20 protein-coding genes are annotated in these 18,589 nt (G+C 56.3%); 11 read left to right on the top strand and 9 right to left on the bottom strand.

The annotated features are described in order from the left end of the window. Nucleotides 1-25: 25 nt before the first annotated feature. From ACTNBZ_RS07650 to ACTNBZ_RS07640, 3 genes are all read left to right on the top strand, one after another. Nucleotides 26-949 (top strand): tocopherol cyclase family protein, encoded by a 924-nt coding sequence (locus ACTNBZ_RS07650; RefSeq protein WP_441209077.1) that lies wholly within the window; start codon nucleotides 26-28, stop codon nucleotides 947-949. Next, on the top strand, nucleotides 927-2,918 hold the full coding sequence (locus tag ACTNBZ_RS07645) for a thioredoxin domain-containing protein (protein ID WP_441209076.1): 1,992 nt from the start codon (nucleotides 927-929) through the stop codon (nucleotides 2,916-2,918). Before ACTNBZ_RS07650 ends, ACTNBZ_RS07645 begins: the two co-directional genes overlap by 23 nt. A gap of 85 nt (nucleotides 2,919-3,003) precedes the next feature. After that, nucleotides 3,004-3,297, top strand: a complete 294-nt coding sequence (locus ACTNBZ_RS07640) for a hypothetical protein (protein ID WP_441209075.1) — start codon at nucleotides 3,004-3,006, stop codon at nucleotides 3,295-3,297. 99 nt (nucleotides 3,298-3,396) lie between these two features. Here the strand turns inward: ACTNBZ_RS07640 and ACTNBZ_RS07635 are convergent, their stop codons facing one another. The 4 genes from ACTNBZ_RS07635 to ACTNBZ_RS07620 are packed head-to-tail and all read right to left on the bottom strand — an operon-like array spanning nucleotide 3,397 to nucleotide 5,867. Next, nucleotides 3,397-3,870 carry a flavodoxin gene (locus tag ACTNBZ_RS07635; RefSeq protein WP_441209074.1) on the bottom strand — a complete coding sequence of 158 codons (474 nt, stop codon included), beginning with the start codon at nucleotides 3,868-3,870 and terminating at the stop codon, nucleotides 3,397-3,399. Nucleotide 3,871: 1 nt separating this feature from the next. Next, the gene (locus tag ACTNBZ_RS07630; protein ID WP_441209073.1) at nucleotides 3,872-4,312 is read right to left on the bottom strand and encodes a cupin domain-containing protein; all 441 of its coding nucleotides are present in this window, start codon (nucleotides 4,310-4,312) and stop codon (nucleotides 3,872-3,874) included. 41 nt (nucleotides 4,313-4,353) lie between these two features. Beyond that, a complete protein-coding gene (locus tag ACTNBZ_RS07625) occupies nucleotides 4,354-5,325 on the bottom strand; it encodes an alpha/beta hydrolase (RefSeq protein WP_441209072.1) in 972 nt (323 codons plus the stop codon). Between the two features lie 2 nt (nucleotides 5,326-5,327). Next, nucleotides 5,328-5,867 (bottom strand): flavodoxin family protein, encoded by a 540-nt coding sequence (locus ACTNBZ_RS07620; RefSeq protein ID WP_441209071.1) that lies wholly within the window; start codon nucleotides 5,865-5,867, stop codon nucleotides 5,328-5,330. 114 nt (nucleotides 5,868-5,981) lie between these two features. On the opposite strand from ACTNBZ_RS07620, the gene ACTNBZ_RS07615 reads away from it, so the two are divergent. After that, nucleotides 5,982-6,428: a MerR family transcriptional regulator gene (locus tag ACTNBZ_RS07615; RefSeq protein WP_441209070.1), complete on the top strand. Its 447-nt coding sequence runs from the start codon at nucleotides 5,982-5,984 to the stop codon at nucleotides 6,426-6,428. Between the two features lie 46 nt (nucleotides 6,429-6,474). Here ACTNBZ_RS07615 and ACTNBZ_RS07610 read toward each other — a convergent pair whose 3' ends face one another. Genes ACTNBZ_RS07610 through ACTNBZ_RS07595 form a run of 4 tightly spaced genes read right to left on the bottom strand, consistent with a single transcriptional unit; the run spans nucleotide 6,475 to nucleotide 8,697 of the window. Then, nucleotides 6,475-7,224, bottom strand: coding sequence for an EFR1 family ferrodoxin (locus ACTNBZ_RS07610; RefSeq protein ID WP_441209069.1), 750 nt, complete (start codon nucleotides 7,222-7,224; stop codon nucleotides 6,475-6,477). A gap of 11 nt (nucleotides 7,225-7,235) precedes the next feature. Continuing rightward, a complete protein-coding gene (locus ACTNBZ_RS07605; protein WP_441209068.1) occupies nucleotides 7,236-7,964 on the bottom strand; it encodes an alpha/beta hydrolase in 729 nt (242 codons plus the stop codon). After that, nucleotides 7,961-8,371, bottom strand: coding sequence for a peptide deformylase (locus tag ACTNBZ_RS07600; protein ID WP_441209067.1), 411 nt, complete (start codon nucleotides 8,369-8,371; stop codon nucleotides 7,961-7,963). The genes ACTNBZ_RS07605 and ACTNBZ_RS07600 overlap by 4 nt, the downstream gene beginning before the upstream one ends. An 11-nt stretch (nucleotides 8,372-8,382) precedes the next feature. Beyond that, nucleotides 8,383-8,697 carry a winged helix-turn-helix transcriptional regulator gene (locus tag ACTNBZ_RS07595; protein ID WP_235371231.1) on the bottom strand — a complete coding sequence of 105 codons (315 nt, stop codon included), beginning with the start codon at nucleotides 8,695-8,697 and terminating at the stop codon, nucleotides 8,383-8,385. A 134-nt stretch (nucleotides 8,698-8,831) separates the two neighbouring features. Here ACTNBZ_RS07595 and ACTNBZ_RS07590 point away from each other — a divergent pair, with 134 nt between their 5' ends. The 3 genes from ACTNBZ_RS07590 to ACTNBZ_RS07580 are packed head-to-tail and all read left to right on the top strand — an operon-like array spanning nucleotide 8,832 to nucleotide 10,872. Then, nucleotides 8,832-9,224 (top strand): pyridoxamine 5'-phosphate oxidase family protein, encoded by a 393-nt coding sequence (locus ACTNBZ_RS07590; protein ID WP_441209066.1) that lies wholly within the window; start codon nucleotides 8,832-8,834, stop codon nucleotides 9,222-9,224. A 54-nt stretch (nucleotides 9,225-9,278) separates the two neighbouring features. Then, nucleotides 9,279-10,073, top strand: a complete 795-nt coding sequence (locus ACTNBZ_RS07585; RefSeq protein WP_441209065.1) for a protein-ADP-ribose hydrolase — start codon at nucleotides 9,279-9,281, stop codon at nucleotides 10,071-10,073. Then, complete coding sequence (locus ACTNBZ_RS07580; protein ID WP_441209064.1) at nucleotides 10,003-10,872, top strand: SIR2 family NAD-dependent protein deacylase; 870 nt, start codon at nucleotides 10,003-10,005, stop codon at nucleotides 10,870-10,872. The genes ACTNBZ_RS07585 and ACTNBZ_RS07580 overlap by 71 nt, the downstream gene beginning before the upstream one ends. Nucleotides 10,873-11,542: 670 nt before the next feature. Here the strand turns inward: ACTNBZ_RS07580 and ACTNBZ_RS07575 are convergent. Further along, nucleotides 11,543-13,414, bottom strand: coding sequence for an S-layer homology domain-containing protein (locus ACTNBZ_RS07575; protein ID WP_441209063.1), 1,872 nt, complete (start codon nucleotides 13,412-13,414; stop codon nucleotides 11,543-11,545). 104 nt (nucleotides 13,415-13,518) lie between these two features. Between ACTNBZ_RS07575 and ACTNBZ_RS07570 the strand changes: the two genes are divergently transcribed. The 4 genes from ACTNBZ_RS07570 (at nucleotide 13,519) to ACTNBZ_RS07555 (ending at nucleotide 18,086) form a co-directional block, all read left to right on the top strand. After that, nucleotides 13,519-16,248: an AAA domain-containing protein gene (locus ACTNBZ_RS07570; RefSeq protein ID WP_441209062.1), complete on the top strand. Its 2,730-nt coding sequence runs from the start codon at nucleotides 13,519-13,521 to the stop codon at nucleotides 16,246-16,248. A 49-nt stretch (nucleotides 16,249-16,297) separates the two neighbouring features. Beyond that, entirely contained in the window at nucleotides 16,298-16,831 is a 534-nt protein-coding gene (locus ACTNBZ_RS07565; protein WP_441209061.1) for a GDSL-type esterase/lipase family protein, read from the top strand. Further along, entirely contained in the window at nucleotides 16,828-17,211 is a 384-nt protein-coding gene (locus ACTNBZ_RS07560; RefSeq protein ID WP_441209060.1) for a rhodanese-like domain-containing protein, read from the top strand. Before ACTNBZ_RS07565 ends, ACTNBZ_RS07560 begins: the two co-directional genes overlap by 4 nt. A gap of 659 nt (nucleotides 17,212-17,870) precedes the next feature. Next, on the top strand, nucleotides 17,871-18,086 hold the full coding sequence (locus ACTNBZ_RS07555) for a hypothetical protein (RefSeq protein ID WP_441209059.1): 216 nt from the start codon (nucleotides 17,871-17,873) through the stop codon (nucleotides 18,084-18,086). Nucleotides 18,087-18,589: the final 503 nt, after the last annotated feature.

Genomic DNA, 18,589 nt, shown 5'->3' with positions numbered 1-18,589 from the left:
GTATGCGGACTGCCCGGGTGAGCAGATGACAACGTATTATCATGGCGCAGGAAAGCGCGGACCATACTTCGAGGGATGGTACCTGAAGCAACAGGCAGGGGAGGGCGGAGCCCTTGCCCTGATCCCGGCCGTTCATATCGACCGCGGCGGGCGGCGCAGTGCCTCGCTTCAGGTCATCACAGAGGGGCGCACATGGTGGGTGGAATATCCGGACACAGAATTTCGCGCCTCTGAACGGATATTCCAAATCCAACTGGGAGAGAGCCTTTTCGGGCGCGGAGAAGCATGCCTGAATGTGGAGCAGGATGGGCTTTCGCTCCATGGTGTGCTGTGCTATGGACCGTTTGCCCCCCTCAGGTCGGACATCATGGGCCCGTTTCGCTTCCTTCCCGGCATGGAGTGTTCCCATGGAGTCATCAGCATGGGACACTCGTTGGAGGGAATGCTGGATCTGAACGGGAAGCGGATGGACTTTTCCGATGGTATGGGATATATTGAGACTGACCGGGGCCGCTCCTTTCCCGGCGCCTACCTCTGGACCCAGTGCGCCTGGCGGGAGCCGCAGCGCGGCAGCCTGATGCTCTCCATCGCCACCATCCCTCTGGCGGCGGGGCATTTTACCGGCTGCATCTGCGCGGTGCTTTACGGTGGGCGGGAATACCGCCTGGCCACCTACCGGGGCGCCCGGGTGGAACACTGGTCCGCCGCCGGCGCGGCGATCCGGCAGGGAAAGTACCGCCTGACAGCCCAGCGGCTGAGAGGGGAGGGGCATCCCTTGCGGGCCCCCGCGGAGGGCAGCATGGGCCGCACCATCCACGAAAGCCTCTGCACAGACATGCGCTACCGCTTTTGGTCCGGGGGAACGCTCCTGTTTGAACACACGGACTGCCGCGCCAGCTTTGAATACGCGGACGAAAGGAATCATCATGCCAAATCAGCTGCAACGTGAAAAATCTCCCTATCTGCTCCAGCACGCGGAGAATCCCGTGGACTGGCACCCCTGGGGAGCCCAAGCCCTGGAAGAAGCACAGCGGGAGGATAAGCCCATCTTTCTGAGCATCGGCTATTCCACCTGCCACTGGTGCCATGTCATGGCCCACGAATCCTTTGAGTCGGAGGATGTGGCGGCAGTGCTCAACCGCGACTTCATCCCCGTGAAGGTGGACCGGGAGGAGCGCCCCGATGTGGACGCGGCCTATATGGCGGCCTGCGTTGCCATGAATGGCTCGGGCGGCTGGCCCCTCACCGTGCTCCTGACCCCCGATCAGAAGCCCTTCTGGGCGGGGACCTATCTGCCCAGACGGCAGCTGCTCTCGCTGCTGGGGCAGGCGGCCCGTCAATGGCGGGATGACCCGGAGGCGCTGGCCCGGGCGGGGAACGCGCTGACCGAGCATCTCCGCCGGGAGGAGCGGGTACAGCCGGACATTCCGGACCGGGCTCTGGTGGAGGAGGGCGTGTCTCTGTTTGCCCGGACCTTTGACCGGCAATGGGGCGGCTTTGGACAGGCGCCCAAGTTTCCTGCCGCCCACAACCTGCTGTTCCTTCTGCGGTACGCCCGGCTGACCGGGGACCATCAGGCCGGCGAGATGGCGGAGCTGACTCTGGAGCGGATGTACCGGGGCGGGCTCTTTGACCATGTGGGCGGAGGGTTCTCCCGGTACTCCACCGACCGGCAGTGGCTGGTGCCCCATTTTGAAAAGATGCTCTATGATAACGCCCTGCTGGCTCTTGCCTATACGGAGGCCTGGCAGCAGACCCGGCGGGATTACTGCCGGGAGGTGGTCCGGCGCACCCTGGACTATGTACTCGGGGAGCTGACGGACCCCCTGGGCGGCTTTTACTGCGGGCAGGACGCGGACAGCGATGGAGTGGAGGGCAAGTACTATGTCTTTTCCCCGGAGGAGGTGTCGGAAGTCCTGGGCCGGGAAGGGGCGGAGGCCTTCTGCCGCCGGTTCGGCGTCACGGCGGAGGGCAATTTTGAGGGAAAGAGCATCCCCAATCTGATTTCCGAGACCGGCTGGGAGCAGGAGCCGGAGGAGATCAAAGAGCTGCGGGAACGGCTCTGCGTCTACCGGAAAGACCGGACGAGCCTGCACCGGGACGACAAGGTGCTCACCGCCTGGAACGGCCTGATGATCGCGGCCCTGGCCCGGGCGGGACTGGTCCTGGATGAGCCACGCTATCTGGAGGCCGCCGGACGGGCGGCGGGCTTCATTGGGAAGCACCTGAAGGATGGTAATGGCCGCCTGCTGGCCCGCTGGCGGGAGGGAGAGGCGGCCCACCCCGGCAAGCTGGAGGACTACGCCTTTTATATCTGGGGGCTGCTGGAGCTTTACGGGGCGACTTTCCGTATCGATTTTCTGGAGGAGACCCACGCGCTGGCGGGGCTGCTGCTGGAACTCTTTTTTGACCGGGAACAGGGGGGCTTTTATCCCTACGCCAAGGACGGAGAGCAGCTCATCACCCGTACCAAAGAAGCCTATGACGGGGCCATGCCCTCGGGAAACGCTGCGGCGGCGCTGGTGCTCTCCCGGCTGGCGCGGCTGACCGGGGAGGCCCGTTGGCGGGAGGCGGCGGACCTCCAGCTCTCCTGGCTGGCGGGGGCCGTCCGGGGATACCCGGCGGGGCACAGCGTTGCCCTTCTGACGCTGCTGGAGGAGCTTTGGCCCACAGCGGAGCTGGTCTGCGCAGCAGAGCGGACGCCGCCGGAGCTGGCGGCCTTTCTGCGGGAAAAGCCCCGGCCTGGTCTCACGGTCCTGGTGAAAACGCCGGCGGACAAAGCGCGGCTTGCCGCGCTGGCCCCCTTTACCGCGGCATATCCCATCCCGGCGGCAGGGGCCCGGTACTTCCTGTGCCGGGGAAAGGCCTGCGCCAGCCCGGTGGAGACCATAGAAGAATTGGAAACGTTGATATCATAATGTCTACTGAATAAACCGCTTTGCGGTTTATTCGCGCGGCGGCGGCCGCGCAATTCCATAAAAATGGCTCAAAGGAGCCGTTTTTATGGAATTCAGCCATTGTTACAATGCGTATTTCCGCCGGCACGGCGCTCTGTGCCGATCACATCTATGTGCTGAAGTCCAACGCGGATATGAAGGCACACTGCCCCCCGCCGAGAGCCATCAGCTGCCTTTCCAGGTGAACGGCAATCTGATCTTTGACGCCGCGTTTTCCGGGGAGGTTCCGGCGCTGCCTGTGGCCATTTATGCGGTCAAAAACGCTTCCCGCCCCAAACCGGTGACTTTTCACCGGCTCAGGACGGGAAGCGTTTCGCGTTTCAGGTTGGTTGGATTGTAACTCTGACTGAGGGATTGTTCAAGTGTTTTCTGCCCGGAGCGCAGTGCAAAGTTTGCGGGGCAATAAACAAAGAAATAGAGGCTGACATGGCTGTACGCTTCATGAAAACTCAGCCGCCCAGGCAGCAAGCGCCTGGTCAGATACGCCGCTCATCATCTTCCCGGCTTTCCAGTCCGCGTTCGGGCAGAGCTTTTTCAGCTCGTCCACGGTTCTTCCCATGCCACTGCCGCCGGAGGTGGCAAAGGGCACCAGCGTCTTCCCGGAAAAATCATAGCTTTCTACGAAGGTATGGATAATATGGGGCGCAACATACCACCAAATGGGAAACCCGATGAATACCGTGTCGTAATCCGCCATGTTGGGGATCGTTTCGGCGATTTCCGGGCGGGAGTCCGGGTCATTCATTTCCACGCTGCTGCGGCTGTTTTTGTCCATCCAGTTCAGGTCGGCTTTGGAATAAGGGACAACGGGCCTGATCTCAAACAGGTCTGCGCCTGCAACCTTTGCCAAACGTTCCGCGGCCTCTTTCGTCGTGCCGCTTGCAGAAAAATAGGCTACCAGTTTCTTGCTCATTTCAGCATTTCTCCAATTCGTTATATTCTTCCTCGCTGACCGGTTCGCACCACTCGTTGGAGGTATCCTCTCCGGGGATCTCTGCGGCGATATGGGAGAACCAGCTGTCTTTCTTCGCGCCATGCCAATGCTTGACTTCGGGCGGGATGGTAATGACCGTGCCGGCAGTGAGCGGCACCGGCGCTTTCCCCGCCTCCTGATACCACCCCTCACCGGCGGTGCAGATCAGCAGCTGGCCGCCGCCTTTTTTCGCGTGGTGGATATGCCAGTTATTCCGGCATCCCGGCTCAAAAGTGACATTTGCCCAAAAAAGCCCGCTTTCCGGCTTCGTCAGCGGATTCAGATACGACTGCCCGCTGAAATACCGGGCATAGGCCGTGTTCTCCGTCCCAAGGCCAAATGCATTTTGCTGCGCAAATACTTCTTGATCCATTGTTTTCATGATGTACGCCTCGTTTCCGTCTGTTTTCATCTCTGAAGCAATCAACCCATATATTGCCGGAAGAACGCTTCCATTTTGTCAAAGGGGATCACATCCAACCGGTCATAGAGGTCGGTATGCACCGCACCTGGAATGAGGAGCAGCTCCTTGTTGTCGCCGGTCAGCTTTTCAAAGGCGTCCCTGCTGAAGTAGCAGGAATGTGCCTTCTCTCCGTGGATCAGCAGTACCGCGCTGCGGATCTCGTGGCTGTACTGCAAAAGCGGCATATTCAGGAAGGGCAACGCAGAGGTGACATTCCAGCCCTCGTTGGAGTTCAGCGACCGCGGGTGATACCCACGGCTGGTCTTATAATAGTCGTAGTAGTCTTTCACAAAGAAGGGCGCGTCCTCCGGCAGCGGGTCCACCACGCCGCCCGCCCGGGCATAGGTCCCGCTTTTGTAGTCGGCCGTCCGCTGTGCATTCAGGGCCCTGCGTTTTTCGTAGCGCGCTTCCTCGCTGTCTTCTGCGTCAAAGTACCCTTTCGTGCTCACCCGAGTCATGTCATACATGGTGGATGCGACGGTTGCCTTGATCCTGGTGTCATTGGCCGCCGCGTTCAGCGCCATGCCGCCCCAGCCGCAGATACCGATGATCCCGATCCTCTCCGGGTCCACATTGCCCTGAACGGAAAGGAAATCCACCGCCGCGGAGAAGTCCTCTGTGTTGATGTCCGGGGAAGCCACATACCGGGGACTGCCGCCGCTCTCCCCCGTAAAGGACGGGTCAAAAGCGATGGTCAGGAAGCCCCGCTGGGCCATAGCCTGTGCGTACAGCCCGGAGGACTGCTCTTTGACCGCGCCGAAGGGTCCGCTCACCGCAAGGGCCGGGAGCTTGCCCTCCGCATGTTTCGGAATATATAGATCCGCCGCAAGGGTGATTCCATAACGGTTATGGAAGGTAACCTTGCGATGGTCTACTTTTTCGCTTTTGGAAAAGGTCTTGTCCCATTCCTGTGTCAAATTCAGTTGCTCCATACTCAGACCTCCTTACCCATCTGATAGGCTTCCTCCAGTGCCGGATGTCCGGCAATGTCGCCTACACCGTTGACGCCGCCGGCAAAGACGGTGCCCGCCAGCTCACACCGTTCAAAGCAGTCCACCCAGCCCTGTACGGCTTTGACGGTTCCTTCCACCGTTTCTTCCCCATCCTCAGCCGCAGCTGCCAGAAGATATGCCTTGGTGAAGGCGTAATCGGAGTCAAAGAGAGGGTTGGCACGATCCAGCATGGTCTTGAGCTGACCGCTGACGCTGTAATAGTAAACGGGCGTGGCAAATACCAGCACATCCGCATCGTGCATCCTGGCGGCGATCTCCACCGCGTCATCGTCGATCAAGCAATGGCCAACCTTGAGACAAGCCAGACAGCCCTTGCAGAAACCGTAATTTTTCTCCCGAAGATAAACGGTTTCTACCGTGTGACCGGCTTCCCCGGCACCTTTCGCGAAGGATGCAGCCAACGTTTCGGAATTGCCGCCCTTGCGGGGACTGGAAGAAATAATCAAAACATTCTTGCTCATAAAAAACTCCTTTTTGTGTCTTGCATTGTGATTGTTTTGCTGATAAACTCATGATAGTACCTAAACCTAACTTTAGGTCAAGCATTATTTTGAAAGTTTTTTGGAGGGAGTTCCATGTATACCATCGGCCAGGTGTCTGAGATGTTTGATCTGCCCATATCCACACTGCGGTATTATGACAAGGAAGGACTGTTCCCCACGATCCAAAGAGATTCCGGCATCCGAAAATTCGGAGAAAAAGAGCTGGAAGCCCTCCGCGTGATCGAGTGCCTGAAAAAGTCCGGCCTGGAGATCAAGGACATCAAACAGTTCATGGCGTGGTGCGTACAGGGCAGCGAAACCTATCCACAGCGGCGGGAGCTGTTCCTCCATCAGAAGGCGGCGGTGGAGGCGGAGATCGAGCGGATGAACCGGGTCCTGGATATGCTGCGTTTCAAGTGCTGGTATTATGAACAGGCGATTCGGGACGGAAACGAGGACCGTCTTTCCAGTTTGCGGCCGGAGGAAATGCCGGAGGATATCCGGCGGGCTTATGAACATGCACACAGCATGGATGAATAGAACGAGAAAGCCGGAGAGCAGCTTGCTCTCCGGACTTTTTCACTTTTTAAAGCGCCTCGAAATGATACCTGGGCTTGCCCAGGCTCTTTTTACCGTACTCGATGGCTTCCGCCGGGCAGCGGCAGATGCAGGCCATGCAGTGGGTGCAGTTGCCGTCCCAGACAGGCTTACCGTTTTGAATCGTGATGTTGTTCGTTGGGCAGAGCTTGGCACACTGACCGCAGCCGGTGCAGGCATCGCCGGCCGTAAAGGCGTTCGCTTTGACGAAGAAAGAATAGAAGATCGGATTCACTGGGCCGCTCATGAAGCGGTCATAGAAATTATTGCGGGGCGGTGTGAACGCTTGATTCTCTGCGATGGCGGAGGCCACACGGTCAATGTCCGGCTCCGCCCTGGCAACGATCTGCCGCGCTTCCTCCGCCTGGGGCGCGTTGAACATGGCAATGTAATTCTCCGGCATGATGATCTGCGCCGTGCCCATATAGGTGAGTTGTTTCCCCTGGCAGAGCCCGCGGTTATATTTGGCGGCATTGCCGATCTCGCTGCCGCAGGTCATCACAAACCACGCCTGTTTTGCATTCGGAAAGCTCGTTTTAACCAGCCAGTCACGCACAATGCGCGGGATACGCCACGCATTGGTGGGCGTGACGATGACCAGTCGCTCATCGGATGTGACCGGCGAAGTATCACCCGCTTTGATGCGGTCGTTCATGCTGAGAAGCTCGTCGCCCAGGGCTTCCGCAATGCGCTGGGCGATGTACCGGCTGTTCCCGGTACCGCTGAAATAGAGTACCATACTGGACCTCCTTACTGTCCGATGAAAGCTGCAATCACTCCTGCGGTCCGCCGAACCTGTTCCTCGCCCGAAATAGTGGGGACGCCGTCACCATCCTGCGGACCATAACTGCCAAACTGGGCGTGGCAACCGCCGTCCAGAACGACTTCCGTGGTATCTGCGGGAAGATTTGAACGATTCTTTTCATAGGATTCCCGATTCATCACCCCGTCCTCCGAGCCATAGACAGAGAGCACCCGCAGGGTTGTCTGTGAGAGATCCTTTGTGGAATAGGCGGCCAGCAGAATCAGCCCGTCGAAGTCCTTCTCGTGTGCCGCAGCATAGCCCGCTGCCATGGCACCTCCCAGAGAGTGTCCGGCTATGTACCAGGTTGTGATCTCCGGATGTTCTTGTTGGAGTCCATCCGCAGCGTTAGCATCCAGGACAGCCAGATTGCCAGGCATCCGCACCAGCGCGCAGAGAATACCGTTTTCCGCACAGGCGCGCATCAGGGGCGCATAGGCCGTATTCTCCACCTTACCACCAGGGTAGAAAATCAGTCCCGCTACGGGGTTTTCCGGGACAAACCAGGTCACATTCCCATCCAACTCCGCCTGCACACTGTCTGTCTGATAGGCCATAGCTTCCAATGCTGTCTCATCGGCATGGTAATAATCGGACACATAGGCATAGCCGCCAACCCCTAAGACGAAAAGGAGCGCCAGACACGCGGACAGGATGCTTCTCGTCCTTTTCTTCATACGATGATCCCTTCGCAATGGTCGATCTCGTGCTGAATGATCTCCGCCGTCCAGCCAGTGAAGGTCTTGAGACGTGTTTGAAACTTCTCGTTCTGCCATTGCACCTTGATGGTCTGGAAGCGCTTTGTGCGCCGTGTACCGATGAGGGACAGGTAGCCCTCCTCGGCCTCATACAGCCCGGACTGCTTGATGATGACGGGATTGAACATGACCGTGTATTCGCCCTCGTTGTCAAAGGCGATGATGCGTTTGTTGACGCCAATCATATTCGCCGCCATACCCACGCAGGCATCCTTATGGGCGGCCAATGTTTCCAGCAGATCCTGCGCCACGCCGAGATCGTCAACCGTGGCGGGCTCCGCCTTTTGGGCGAGAAAAGCCTCGTCTCTGCATATTTCACGAACCATTGTTGTTCTCCTTATCCGTTCTTCGCCTGATAGTCCGCACCCCAGGTCCCCATGGCGTCCAAAACTGGCTTCAGACTATAGCCGGTCTCGGTGAGAGTATACTCCACCCTTGGCGGCACCTCAGCATAGACCTTGCGGGTGAGCAGTCCCTTCTCCTCCATGTCCCGGAGTTGGGCAGTCAGCACCTTCTGGGATACCGTACCGATGGACTTTTTCAGTTCGCCGAAGCGCTTGGTGCCGTCCATCAGATCCCGCAGGATCAGCACCTTCCATTTGTCCCCGATGAGCATCAGGGTAGTTTCCACCGGACATGCAGGCAGTTCCATCATAAATCCTCCAATAGTTTCTATTTGGTGACTATATAACAAAATAGTACCTACTTTACAAGAGAAACTTTTAACTGTATCATATAAGAAAAACCATGATGCGTCAAGCAATCAAATAAACGGAGGTATCTCTCATGGAAAAAGTATGCGAATTTCTGAAGTCTGCTGGTACATACTACCTGGCCACTGTGGAGGGCGATCAGCCCCGCGTCCGCCCCTTCGGCACTGCCCATATCTTCGAGGGTAAGCTGTATATTCAGACCGGCAAATCCAAGTCCGTGTCCAAACAGCTGGCCGCCAACCCCAAGTGCGAGATCTGCGCCTTCAAGGACGGCGTGTGGCTCCGCGTTGCCGCTGAACTGGTGGAGGATGACCGCGTAGAAGCCAAGAAGTCCATGTTGGACGACTACACCAACCTGCGGGCCATGTACGATGAGAATGACGGCAATACTCAGGTGCTGTACCTGAAGAATGCCGTCGCCACCTTCAGCTCCTTTACCGCAGATCCTGAAGTCCACAAATTCTAAAAAGATTGCCCGCTCTGCGAAAGGGCGGGCAATCTTCGTGTAGGAGAAAAGCATATGAATCAGGCTGAAAGAAGAGTATTTCTCATCAAGCGGCTGCTGGACGAGGACAGGCGTTATCGCGGCATGGAAGTCCCGGCGGACGACTATGAGCAAAAGCGTATGCTGCGCTCCCTGATGAACATCCGCCGCCCCCAAGCCATCGACACCGAATTCCTGACCGTGCAGGACGAATACCTGCGTCAGGAGATCGAAGCTACAGGCATCACCCGCTTGGCCGATTTGGAGCCGGTTTGCGGCGATTTCTACCTCTGGAAGGGCGACATCACTCGACTGGAGTGCGGCGCCATTGTCAACGCCGCAAACAGCGGCATGACGGGCTGCTATGTGCCGTGCCACGCCTGCATCGACAACTGCATCCATACTTTTGCGGGCATCCAGCTCCGGCTGGATTGCGCTGAGCTCATGGAGCACCAGGGCCATGAGGAGCCTACCGGACAGGCCAAAATCACTTTAGGCTACAACCTGCCCTGCGACTATGTGCTGCATACCGTCGGCCCCATCATTCAGGGCCGTGTGACCCCGGAGGATGAGCGCCTGCTAGCCTCCTGCTACCGTTCCTGTCTGGAACTGGCCGGGCAAAACGGCGTGAGGAGTATTGCGTTCTGCTGCATCTCCACCGGCGTGTTCCACTTCCCCAATCAGCGGGCCGCTGAGATTGCCGTGGAGACTGTACGAAAGTTTAAGGCAGAAACCGGCAGCGAAATGAAGGTGATTTTCAATGTTTTCAAAGACCTGGACCTCGAAATCTACGGTCGATTACTCTCAGAAAATTCAGCGTCTGAAGGCTGAGCTGCAAAGCGCCGATGCCATCCTCATCGGCGCGGGCTCCGGGCTTTCCACCTCAGCCGGTCTGACCTATGGCGGCGAGCGCTTTCTGAAATACTTCTCCGACTTCCATGAGAAGTACGGCATCACCGATATGTATTCCGGCGGCTTTTATCCGTTTCTCTCTCAGGAGGAATACTGGGCCTGGTGGAGCCGCCACATCTACTACAACCGTTACGATGTGACACCCGGAAAGCCCTATATGGACCTGCTGGAGCTTGTCAAGGGCAGGAATTACTTTGTCCTGACCACCAATGTGGACCATCAATTTCAGTTGGCTGGTTTTGATAAGATGCGGCTGTTCTACACCCAGGGCGACTACGGCCTCTGGCAGTGCAGCGAGCCGTGTCATCAGGAGACTTATGATAACGAGGCTGTTGTCCGCCGGATGATCGCAGAGCAGGCGGATATGCGTGTCCCTTCTGAGCTGATTCCATATTGTCCCAAGTGCGGCAAGCCCATGACCATGAACCTGCGCGCGGACGATACTTTCGTGCAGGATGACGGCTGGTACGCCGCAGCGCATCGGTATGAAGATTTCCTGCGTCGGTACATGAACGGACGTATCCTGTTCCTGGAGTTCGGCGTCGGCGGCAATACCCCCGGCATCATCAAAGTGCCATTCCTGCGTATGACGGCGCAGAATCCTAAGGCTACTTACGCCTGCGTTAATCTTGGCGATGCTGTCACAATGAAAGGCCTTGAAGCGCAGTCCATTCTGCTCGATGGCGATATTGGTACAGTGCTGTGTGAGCTGAAATAATTGAATGAATACGAAGAAACGTTTCCCTTATGGGGAAGCGTTTGCAATATGTTTTACTTCAGGCGTTCTGATGAAAAAGGGCCACTTTTCCTGACTTATGATCGAAAGAGAGATGTCGATTTCACTTGCGATTCTTTTTGCCTGCATTGATGGTCTTATGCATATATGGTATTATATTCGTCAAAAGCGTTGTACTCTCAGATATAAAGAACGACATTTCAAATTATACAAAAGCATCCCACGGTAAGCAAATGGAGGCATTGCAATGAGCGTTAGCCAGTCGCGCATTTCCCTCTGCAATAGCAACTATGCGATCCGAATATATATGGTTTGTAATTCCGAAGGCAGTTTCTATAAGTTTTCTGATTTCTTCATCCTTTAGTAATCCAACTCTTAAGATTTCGGGCTTTTCCACTTCGAGTACCTGTTTTACCACCTGCTGTCGGGCATAGTCTCGGACTGTCATCACGACCTTTTTGATGCACTTCTCTCCGATTGCTGCCTTTGGCAATTCTAACCAGTCCCATTGTAAATGCTCACTGGTATTCACTGCTGTGTATTACAGGACAGGGGCGACGGCTCAACACCGCCGCCCCTTTGGTCGCTTTGGGGTTTTATGTGGATTGAAGGTTACTTCATGTAGCGGCAGATGGTTGCTTCAGCAGCTTAATTACTCACCAAACCGCCTCCACAGGAAGGTAACGATCTGCGCGCGAGTGCAGTTATCGTTTGGACTAAAGGTGGTAGCGGTAGTACCTGAAGTAACGCCCTCCAGCACGGCCCACTTTACGGCCTCTGCGTAGTAGGCATTGTCCGCCACATCGGCGAAAGGATTCACCGCACCGGCTGCAGGGGATGCCTGAGAACGCCACAGGAAGGTGACAATCTGCGCCCGGGTGCAAGTTGCGTTGGGACTGAACGTGGTATCGCTGGTACCATTGGTTATGTCCTGTTCCACAGCCCACAGCACGGCGTCGTGGTGGTAGGCGTCAGCATCCACGTCGGTGAAGGGCATGGCGCTGGACTTGGGAGCGGGGGAACCGGCAGCACGCCACAGGAATGTGACGGCCTGTGCACGGGTGCAGCTTGCATCGGGAGAGAAAGTGGTTTCGGATGTGCCCTTTGTAACGCCATTGAGCACCGCCCAACTCACCGCGTCCGCATAGTAGGCATTGGCGGGAACGTCGGTAAAGGTTACGATGTCACGCAGCGGTACGAGCTCGGCCTTGATGGTGACTGCGGTGCCGGGCATGGTAAAGCTGTATTTACCGCTGCCAATCGCGGTCACAGAGATGTTTTTGCCGTTTTTGCCTGTTACTGTGACAGATTGCACGCCATAGCCCTCATCCGGGGTGATGGTGATCGTAACGGTCTTGCCTTCGGATGCGCTGGAGGGACTGACAGAAATCGTACCATGTTCCGGTTGCTCCGGTACAGTCACCGAATTGACGGCGCCCCCGGAGGATCTCACATGGACACGAACCTCCCGTTCCGCGCAGTTGGCGTGGTCGTTGGAATCCCGTACTTTAACGATATACTTGCCGGAGGGAAGCTTCGTAAGGGTGTTGGTCTCCTGCCACAGGGCCCTGGAAACGGTGGTGCCATCCGACTGAACGGTATCCATGGTGTCATCGCTGTCATCGTTCGGGGTACCTTGGTCGTTGATGGTCAGCTTGCCGGAAGCCTCCAGATCCAGGCTGTAGATCGCGTACTCCAGAGCGCCGGCTCCGCCGGTGGCGGTAACGGTAATGGAGCCGTTGGGTGCATAAGTGGTCGCCACATCATGGATGATGACCCGCAGGAACTCCATGGTAAGGGCAATAGGACCAGTGATGACAGCGGGGGCATTGGCGTCCCGGACATAGAGGACATAGTCTCCCACATCCAGTCCGGTAAGCTGATCGGCCTTCTTCCATTGGGTATCCTCATCAGGGACAGGGGTGTCTTTTCCGGTCACAGGTAGCAGGGCGAACCCGTAGCTGCCGGCTGCCTTTCCGGCAGCCTTGGATGCTTCGCTGTCATAGACGCCGCCGGTGATTTGGCTCAGGTCGATCGTGACCTTGCCATCGCTGTTTGATGTATAGACCGTCTGCCCCTTCTCATCCGTGGAGCTGGTCTCTGTCACCTTGGTGATGGAGATGGCGCTTTCCGGCAGGACGATGGGGAACGGATCGACCTCCACTTCTCCGCTGACGCCCTTGTTTCCGGCCTCATCCGTTGCGGTCAGAACATAGCTGCCGCCGTGGGTCAGGACATAGCTGCCGGAGAAACGGTAACCGCTCTCATCGGTCTTGAGCAGTTCCAGGTCATTGAGCCTGATGCTGGTGATTTGGGTCATCTCGTCGCTGTCACTTGCAAACTTTTCAACTGCATAGATCAGGGCAGTACCGTCAGCATTTTTGCTGAGAGAGGCCACGGGCGCATTGGAATCCCGTTCGTCCAGGTTCACAAAGCGGTAGCTGGTCACGCCGCCCTCCCCCTTGACTGCGGCACGGTAGACGCCGCGGAGGACGGGATAGAGGGTATCTTCGTTGGGTTCCATATGTCCGTAAAACAGCTGCTTGGCTTATCACTTGAGTCATCAACATAGCAACACGTGGTCAATCACGGAAAAAGGCCGGTAAAAATGGGCGAAGGAGGTTTGCGATGGACAGTGAAAAATATATGCTCCTGGTCAACGGCCAAGATAAGACCGACTCCGTCGCCAGCTTCCGCTTTCAGGGTGGTATGTGCGAGGTGGTCTATAGCAGTTCCTCAAAGCCCTATTGCTATCATGCCGAAAAAGTGCAGCTGCTAAACGTACAAAACCGGATCAATCCCTCTGAATTCATCATTGCTGTGGACGGGAATACCCTCCAGCAGGTTGATGAGATTCTGGACTTTGGCCTCTTTTACCGTTTCCTCCGCACAGGGAAAAAGACCCTTACATATCCAAAAGCCCAAGTAGAACTCCAGAAAAACTGCCTTACGGATCAAAAGCAGATGGGCATCTTTGGCTACTTCAAAGAGACGGCAGCGGCGGTCAGCCTGGTGGCCGAAGGCGGCCTCAATATCCTGAGTACCCAGTATGAGCGAATCAAAAGTGTCAGTGATGCAACCGTGCTGTCCTGCTATCTGAACTTCTCCAAGAAGCCTGCGGCGCGGGCTCTTCTGGAGACGGTCATCTACCCCTTTGGCCTGAACCAGAGTCAGAAAATAGCGGTAGAAAATGCCCTTTCCTCCCAGATCAGCATCATCCAGGGACCGCCCGGTACCGGAAAGACGCAGACCATTCTGAATATCATCTCCAATGCGGTTCGCAACGGCCAGACAGTGGCTATTGTCTCCAACAACAACTCCGCCACCTTGAATGTGGCGGAAAAGCTGGAGAAGAAAGGTCTCTCTTTTTTGACAGCTTTTCTGGGGAGCCGCGCCAATAAGGAGCGTTTTCTGGAAGCACAGACCGGCCAATATCCCAATATGGCCGCCTGGGTTCTTGAGCTGGAAGAGAAGTCACAACTGGACCAGGAGGTGACAGTTCTCTCCAAAGAACTCAGTGAGATGCTCAATGCGAAGAACCGCATTGCCGCCATTGAGCAGGAACTTCTCCAGTTGACGCCGGAACAGTACTACTTCGGTGAGTACTACAGCACCTATGCCCAAGCCCCCAGAGATGAGGTGAAGGGTCTCTCTTCCCAAAAGATTTTGTCTCTCTGGTTGGAGTATGAGCAGCACGCCCAGCAGGAGAGCAAGTTGGGTCTGCTTCAGAAAATATCCATCCTGTTTCGCTTCAATCGCAGTGCCCTGAAAGTATTTCTCCAAGTACCGGAACTGGTGATCCCGTACCTCCAGCGGCAATTCTATGTGGTCCGCCGGCAGGAATTGACGGAAGAGCAGGCTCAGTTGGAGAAGAAACTGGAGCAGTATGCCTTTGAAGAAAAGATGGCCGAACTGGCCGAAAAATCCCTGCGGCTGTTCCAGGCGGAGCTGAGTGAAAAGTTCCATTGGCAAGAGCCGCGTCGATGTTTTGAGATGCGGGATTTCCGGGGGAATTCCGGAGAATTTAACCGGGAGTATCCGGTGATCTTAAGTACGACTTACTCCATCAAGGGCACCCTGAATTTTGAGCATGTCTATGACTACCTTATTGTGGACGAGGCCTCCCAGGTGGATTTGGCCACCGGTGTGCTGGCCTTTGCCAGTGCCCGGAATATCGTCATTGTCGGAGATCTCCAGCAGCTCCCAAATGTGCTGGACAGCAAGAACCTTCGGGACAGCGAGGAGGTCTGGTCCCGGCATTCTCTCCCGGAGGCCTACCATTTCTCTGCCCACAGCCTGCTCTCCTCCGCTATCGCAGCATGGCCGGAGGTTCCCACCGTCCTCCTGCGGGAACACTATCGCTGCCATCCCAAGATCATCAATTTCTGCAACCAGAAATTCTACGGTGGGAAACTGATCGTCATGACAGAAGACCATGAGGAGCCGGATGTCCTGACCATGTATCGGACAGCCCCTGGAAACCATGCCCGTGGCCATCTGAATCAAAGACAGATCGATGTGATCCGGCAGGAGGTGCTCCCTAACCTGGCAAGACAGGGCTATGAGAGCATCGGCATCATCACCCCGTATCGGGATCAGGTGGCAGCAATCCAAACACAACTGAGTAAAGACCTGGAAGTGGCTACTGTCCATAAGTTCCAGGGGCGGGAGAAGGATGCTATTATTCTGACCTGTGTGGATAATGTCATTACAGAATTTGTTGATGATCCCAGAATGCTGAATGTGGCGGTATCCCGGGCGGTCAAGTCCCTAACTGTCGTCACCTCTCAAGATCCACAGAATGACCGGACCAACTACGGTGATCTGGCCCGCTATATCGAGTACAACAACTGCGCGGTGATGGAAAGCGCGGTCTATTCCGTTTTTGACCTGCTCTATCAGGGATATGCCGAGCAGCGATGGGCCTTTCTGAAAAAGCATGGGAGAGTTTCTGAATACGACTCAGAAAATCTTCTCTATGCGGTGATCCGGGACATCCTCCAAAAGGCGGAGTTTTCTTTTGTGGATTGTGCGGCCCATGTGTCCCTGGTCAATCTGGTGAAAGACTATTCGATGTTGACGGAGGAGGAAACGGCATACGCCCGAAATCCCCTGACCCATGTAGATTTTCTCTTGTTCCGCAGGATGGATAAATCTCCTCTGCTGGCGGTAGAGGTGGACGGTGCCGCATTCCACGCCGCCGGAAGCGTCCAGGCAAGCAGAGATGAAAAGAAGAACAGGATTTTTGAAAAGTGCGGTATCCCACTGTTGCGACTTCGAACGGATGGAAGCGGCGAGAAGGAGCAAATTGAGCAGGGGCTGATGGCGGCAGTTTCGAAAAACGAATACATATGTTGAGCCTTTCAGACAATGATACCGACATCACACAGAGAAAAGGAAACACAAAATGAAAGCTGTCTGCTTCGGCGATTCCAATACCTTCGGCTATGATCCCTGCTCCTGGCTCGGCGGGCGCTATGATGCGGACAGCCGGTGGACGGACATCCTGGCCGTGGAAACTGGCTGGACAGTCTGCAATATGGGGCAAAATGGCCGGGAGATTCCTGCCACTGCCCCCGGTTTCCCTGCTGATACGGATTTGCTGATCGTCATGTTGGGTACCAACGATCTGCTCCAGGGTAGAAGTCCGGGGCAGGCCGCCGGACAGTTGAAACGATTCCTCTCCGGCATATCTATGGATCGAAGCAAGATTCTGCTGATTGCACCCCCACCGGTGGCCCTGGGAGAATGGGTGCCCAGTCAGCAGCTTATTGACGACTCCCATACCTTTGCCAAGTGCTGCCAGGCCCTGGCGGAACAAATGGGCATCCGCTTTGTCGACACCGGCAAGTGGAACATTTCCCTTGCCTATGACGGTGTCCACTTCACGGAGCAGGGGCACAAAGCCTTTGCTGCCGGACTTCTGGAGGAACTAAAATGAAACGGATTGTACCTTTACTCTTCTCTCTACTGTTGATGCTGACTGGGTGCGGCGGGGGTGCTGGGGACGGTTCTTACCAGCAGATTACCCAGGAAGAGGCCAAAGAGATGATGGACACCCAGGAGGTCATCATCCTGGATGTGCGGGAGCAGGACGAATACGACAACGGCCACATTCCCGGCTCCGTGCTATTACCGGTAGGAATCATTGACGAGGAAACTGCCGCCGCTGTTATTCCCGAAAAGGACTCCACAGTTCTGGTGTACTGCCGCAGCGGAAATCGCAGTAAGACCGCATCTTCCACGCTGGCTGAACTGGGCTACACCAACATCTGCGAATTTGGCGGCATCAACACCTGGCCTTATGAGACGGAGCCGTAAGGGCACCGGAAACCTGTAAGCAGTACAGAATCTACGGTGCCATAGACAAAGAATACGAGACTGGCCATATTGGCCAGTCTCGTCGCTTATTTTGGCAGATATTTTTCTCTCACCCGATACCGGCTGACGCCGAAGCTGTTGCTCCGTTTGATGACCTCCGCAGGGGGGGTTCAGATACTTCCGGACAAAGTTGGTATTGCCGAAATAGCAGTCGAAGTTGGTCACAGGAAGCACCACCCAATCGTTGTCCTCTGGCCGGTTGGCCAGATAATAGGCAACCAGGGCATGCAGGACATTGGAGGGCAGCCCTTCCGGGCGGATCTGTTCAAGCCGCGCCGCCAATTCCGCCGGCAGCTCCGGTTCCATGCAGCGTAGCGGCCCCAGCTTCAGGGCATCGGCAATCATATTCTCAAAGCGGACCGTCCACGCGCCCTCTGTGGAAGTGGAGAGGGCCTTCGTCTGGTATTGGAGTACTTTGGCGGTGACCACGGACCGGCTGGCCATAAAGCGATACCGGGCTGATCTGGAATCTGCGCTTGGCGATCTGGAGCCTCTGGACGCAGAGATCACCGGCATGAAATATTACGGGGGGAGACCGGAGAAGGAGACCGGCGATTCCCTGATTCCCTATGCGACAGTGAAAAGTGCCGCTAGCGGGCTTGAAGAAATTGTTCAAGGCCATGGCCACCGGTCTGCTGATGGCGCTGCTGGCCTCTGCCTTGGATGCCTGCGCTTATCTGGCCCTGCGATATTTCGATGTGGTACCCGGTTGCGATATCAGCAAGGACCCGGCGAGCGCCGTCTATGTGCTGGAGGCCGGCGTCGCAGCCCGCCCGCCGCCGACGACGGCACGGTGCCCACCGGCACACCCCTGAACTACACGCCCTTCAGCGGGAACGAATATACGGACTGGAACTTCAGACCGGGGGAGTACACCCTCCACATTCCCTGCATCTAGGCCACTGTCAACATCTCACGGCCGGCAGACATCCCCATGCTCCCAGGCGGAGCTGTCCCTTTCTATCTATGTGCTCGGGCGGCGAGGACTGGATGCTGCTGTATCTGGACGCATCCTGCGGTATCAGCATAGCTTCAACAGGGAAACGCTTCGGCCCACGATGGGCGGGTTCTGACTTGAAAAATGCGGGCAGGTATTTCAGTCTGCCCGCGCCTTTCGTTTGTCCGCCTCTGTAAACCGGATACGGCGTTACAGCGTGAAATATATTAAAAATATATATATTATAAGGGAATTATTTCAAATAAAACTCGCAAATTGCAATAACAAGTTGGACACCCCGTGGTAAAAACCTTGCTCACGGATGGAGCCGCAGGATCTATCCGTGAGCGAGGTTGCCGCAGCCGTCAGGCTGCGTAGACA

The sequence above is a fragment of the Pseudoflavonifractor sp. HCP28S3_F10 genome (assembly GCF_052065415.1).
GTDB lineage: Bacteria > Bacillota > Clostridia > Oscillospirales > Oscillospiraceae > Pseudoflavonifractor_A.
This window is presented reverse-complemented; position numbering and strand designations above follow the sequence as displayed.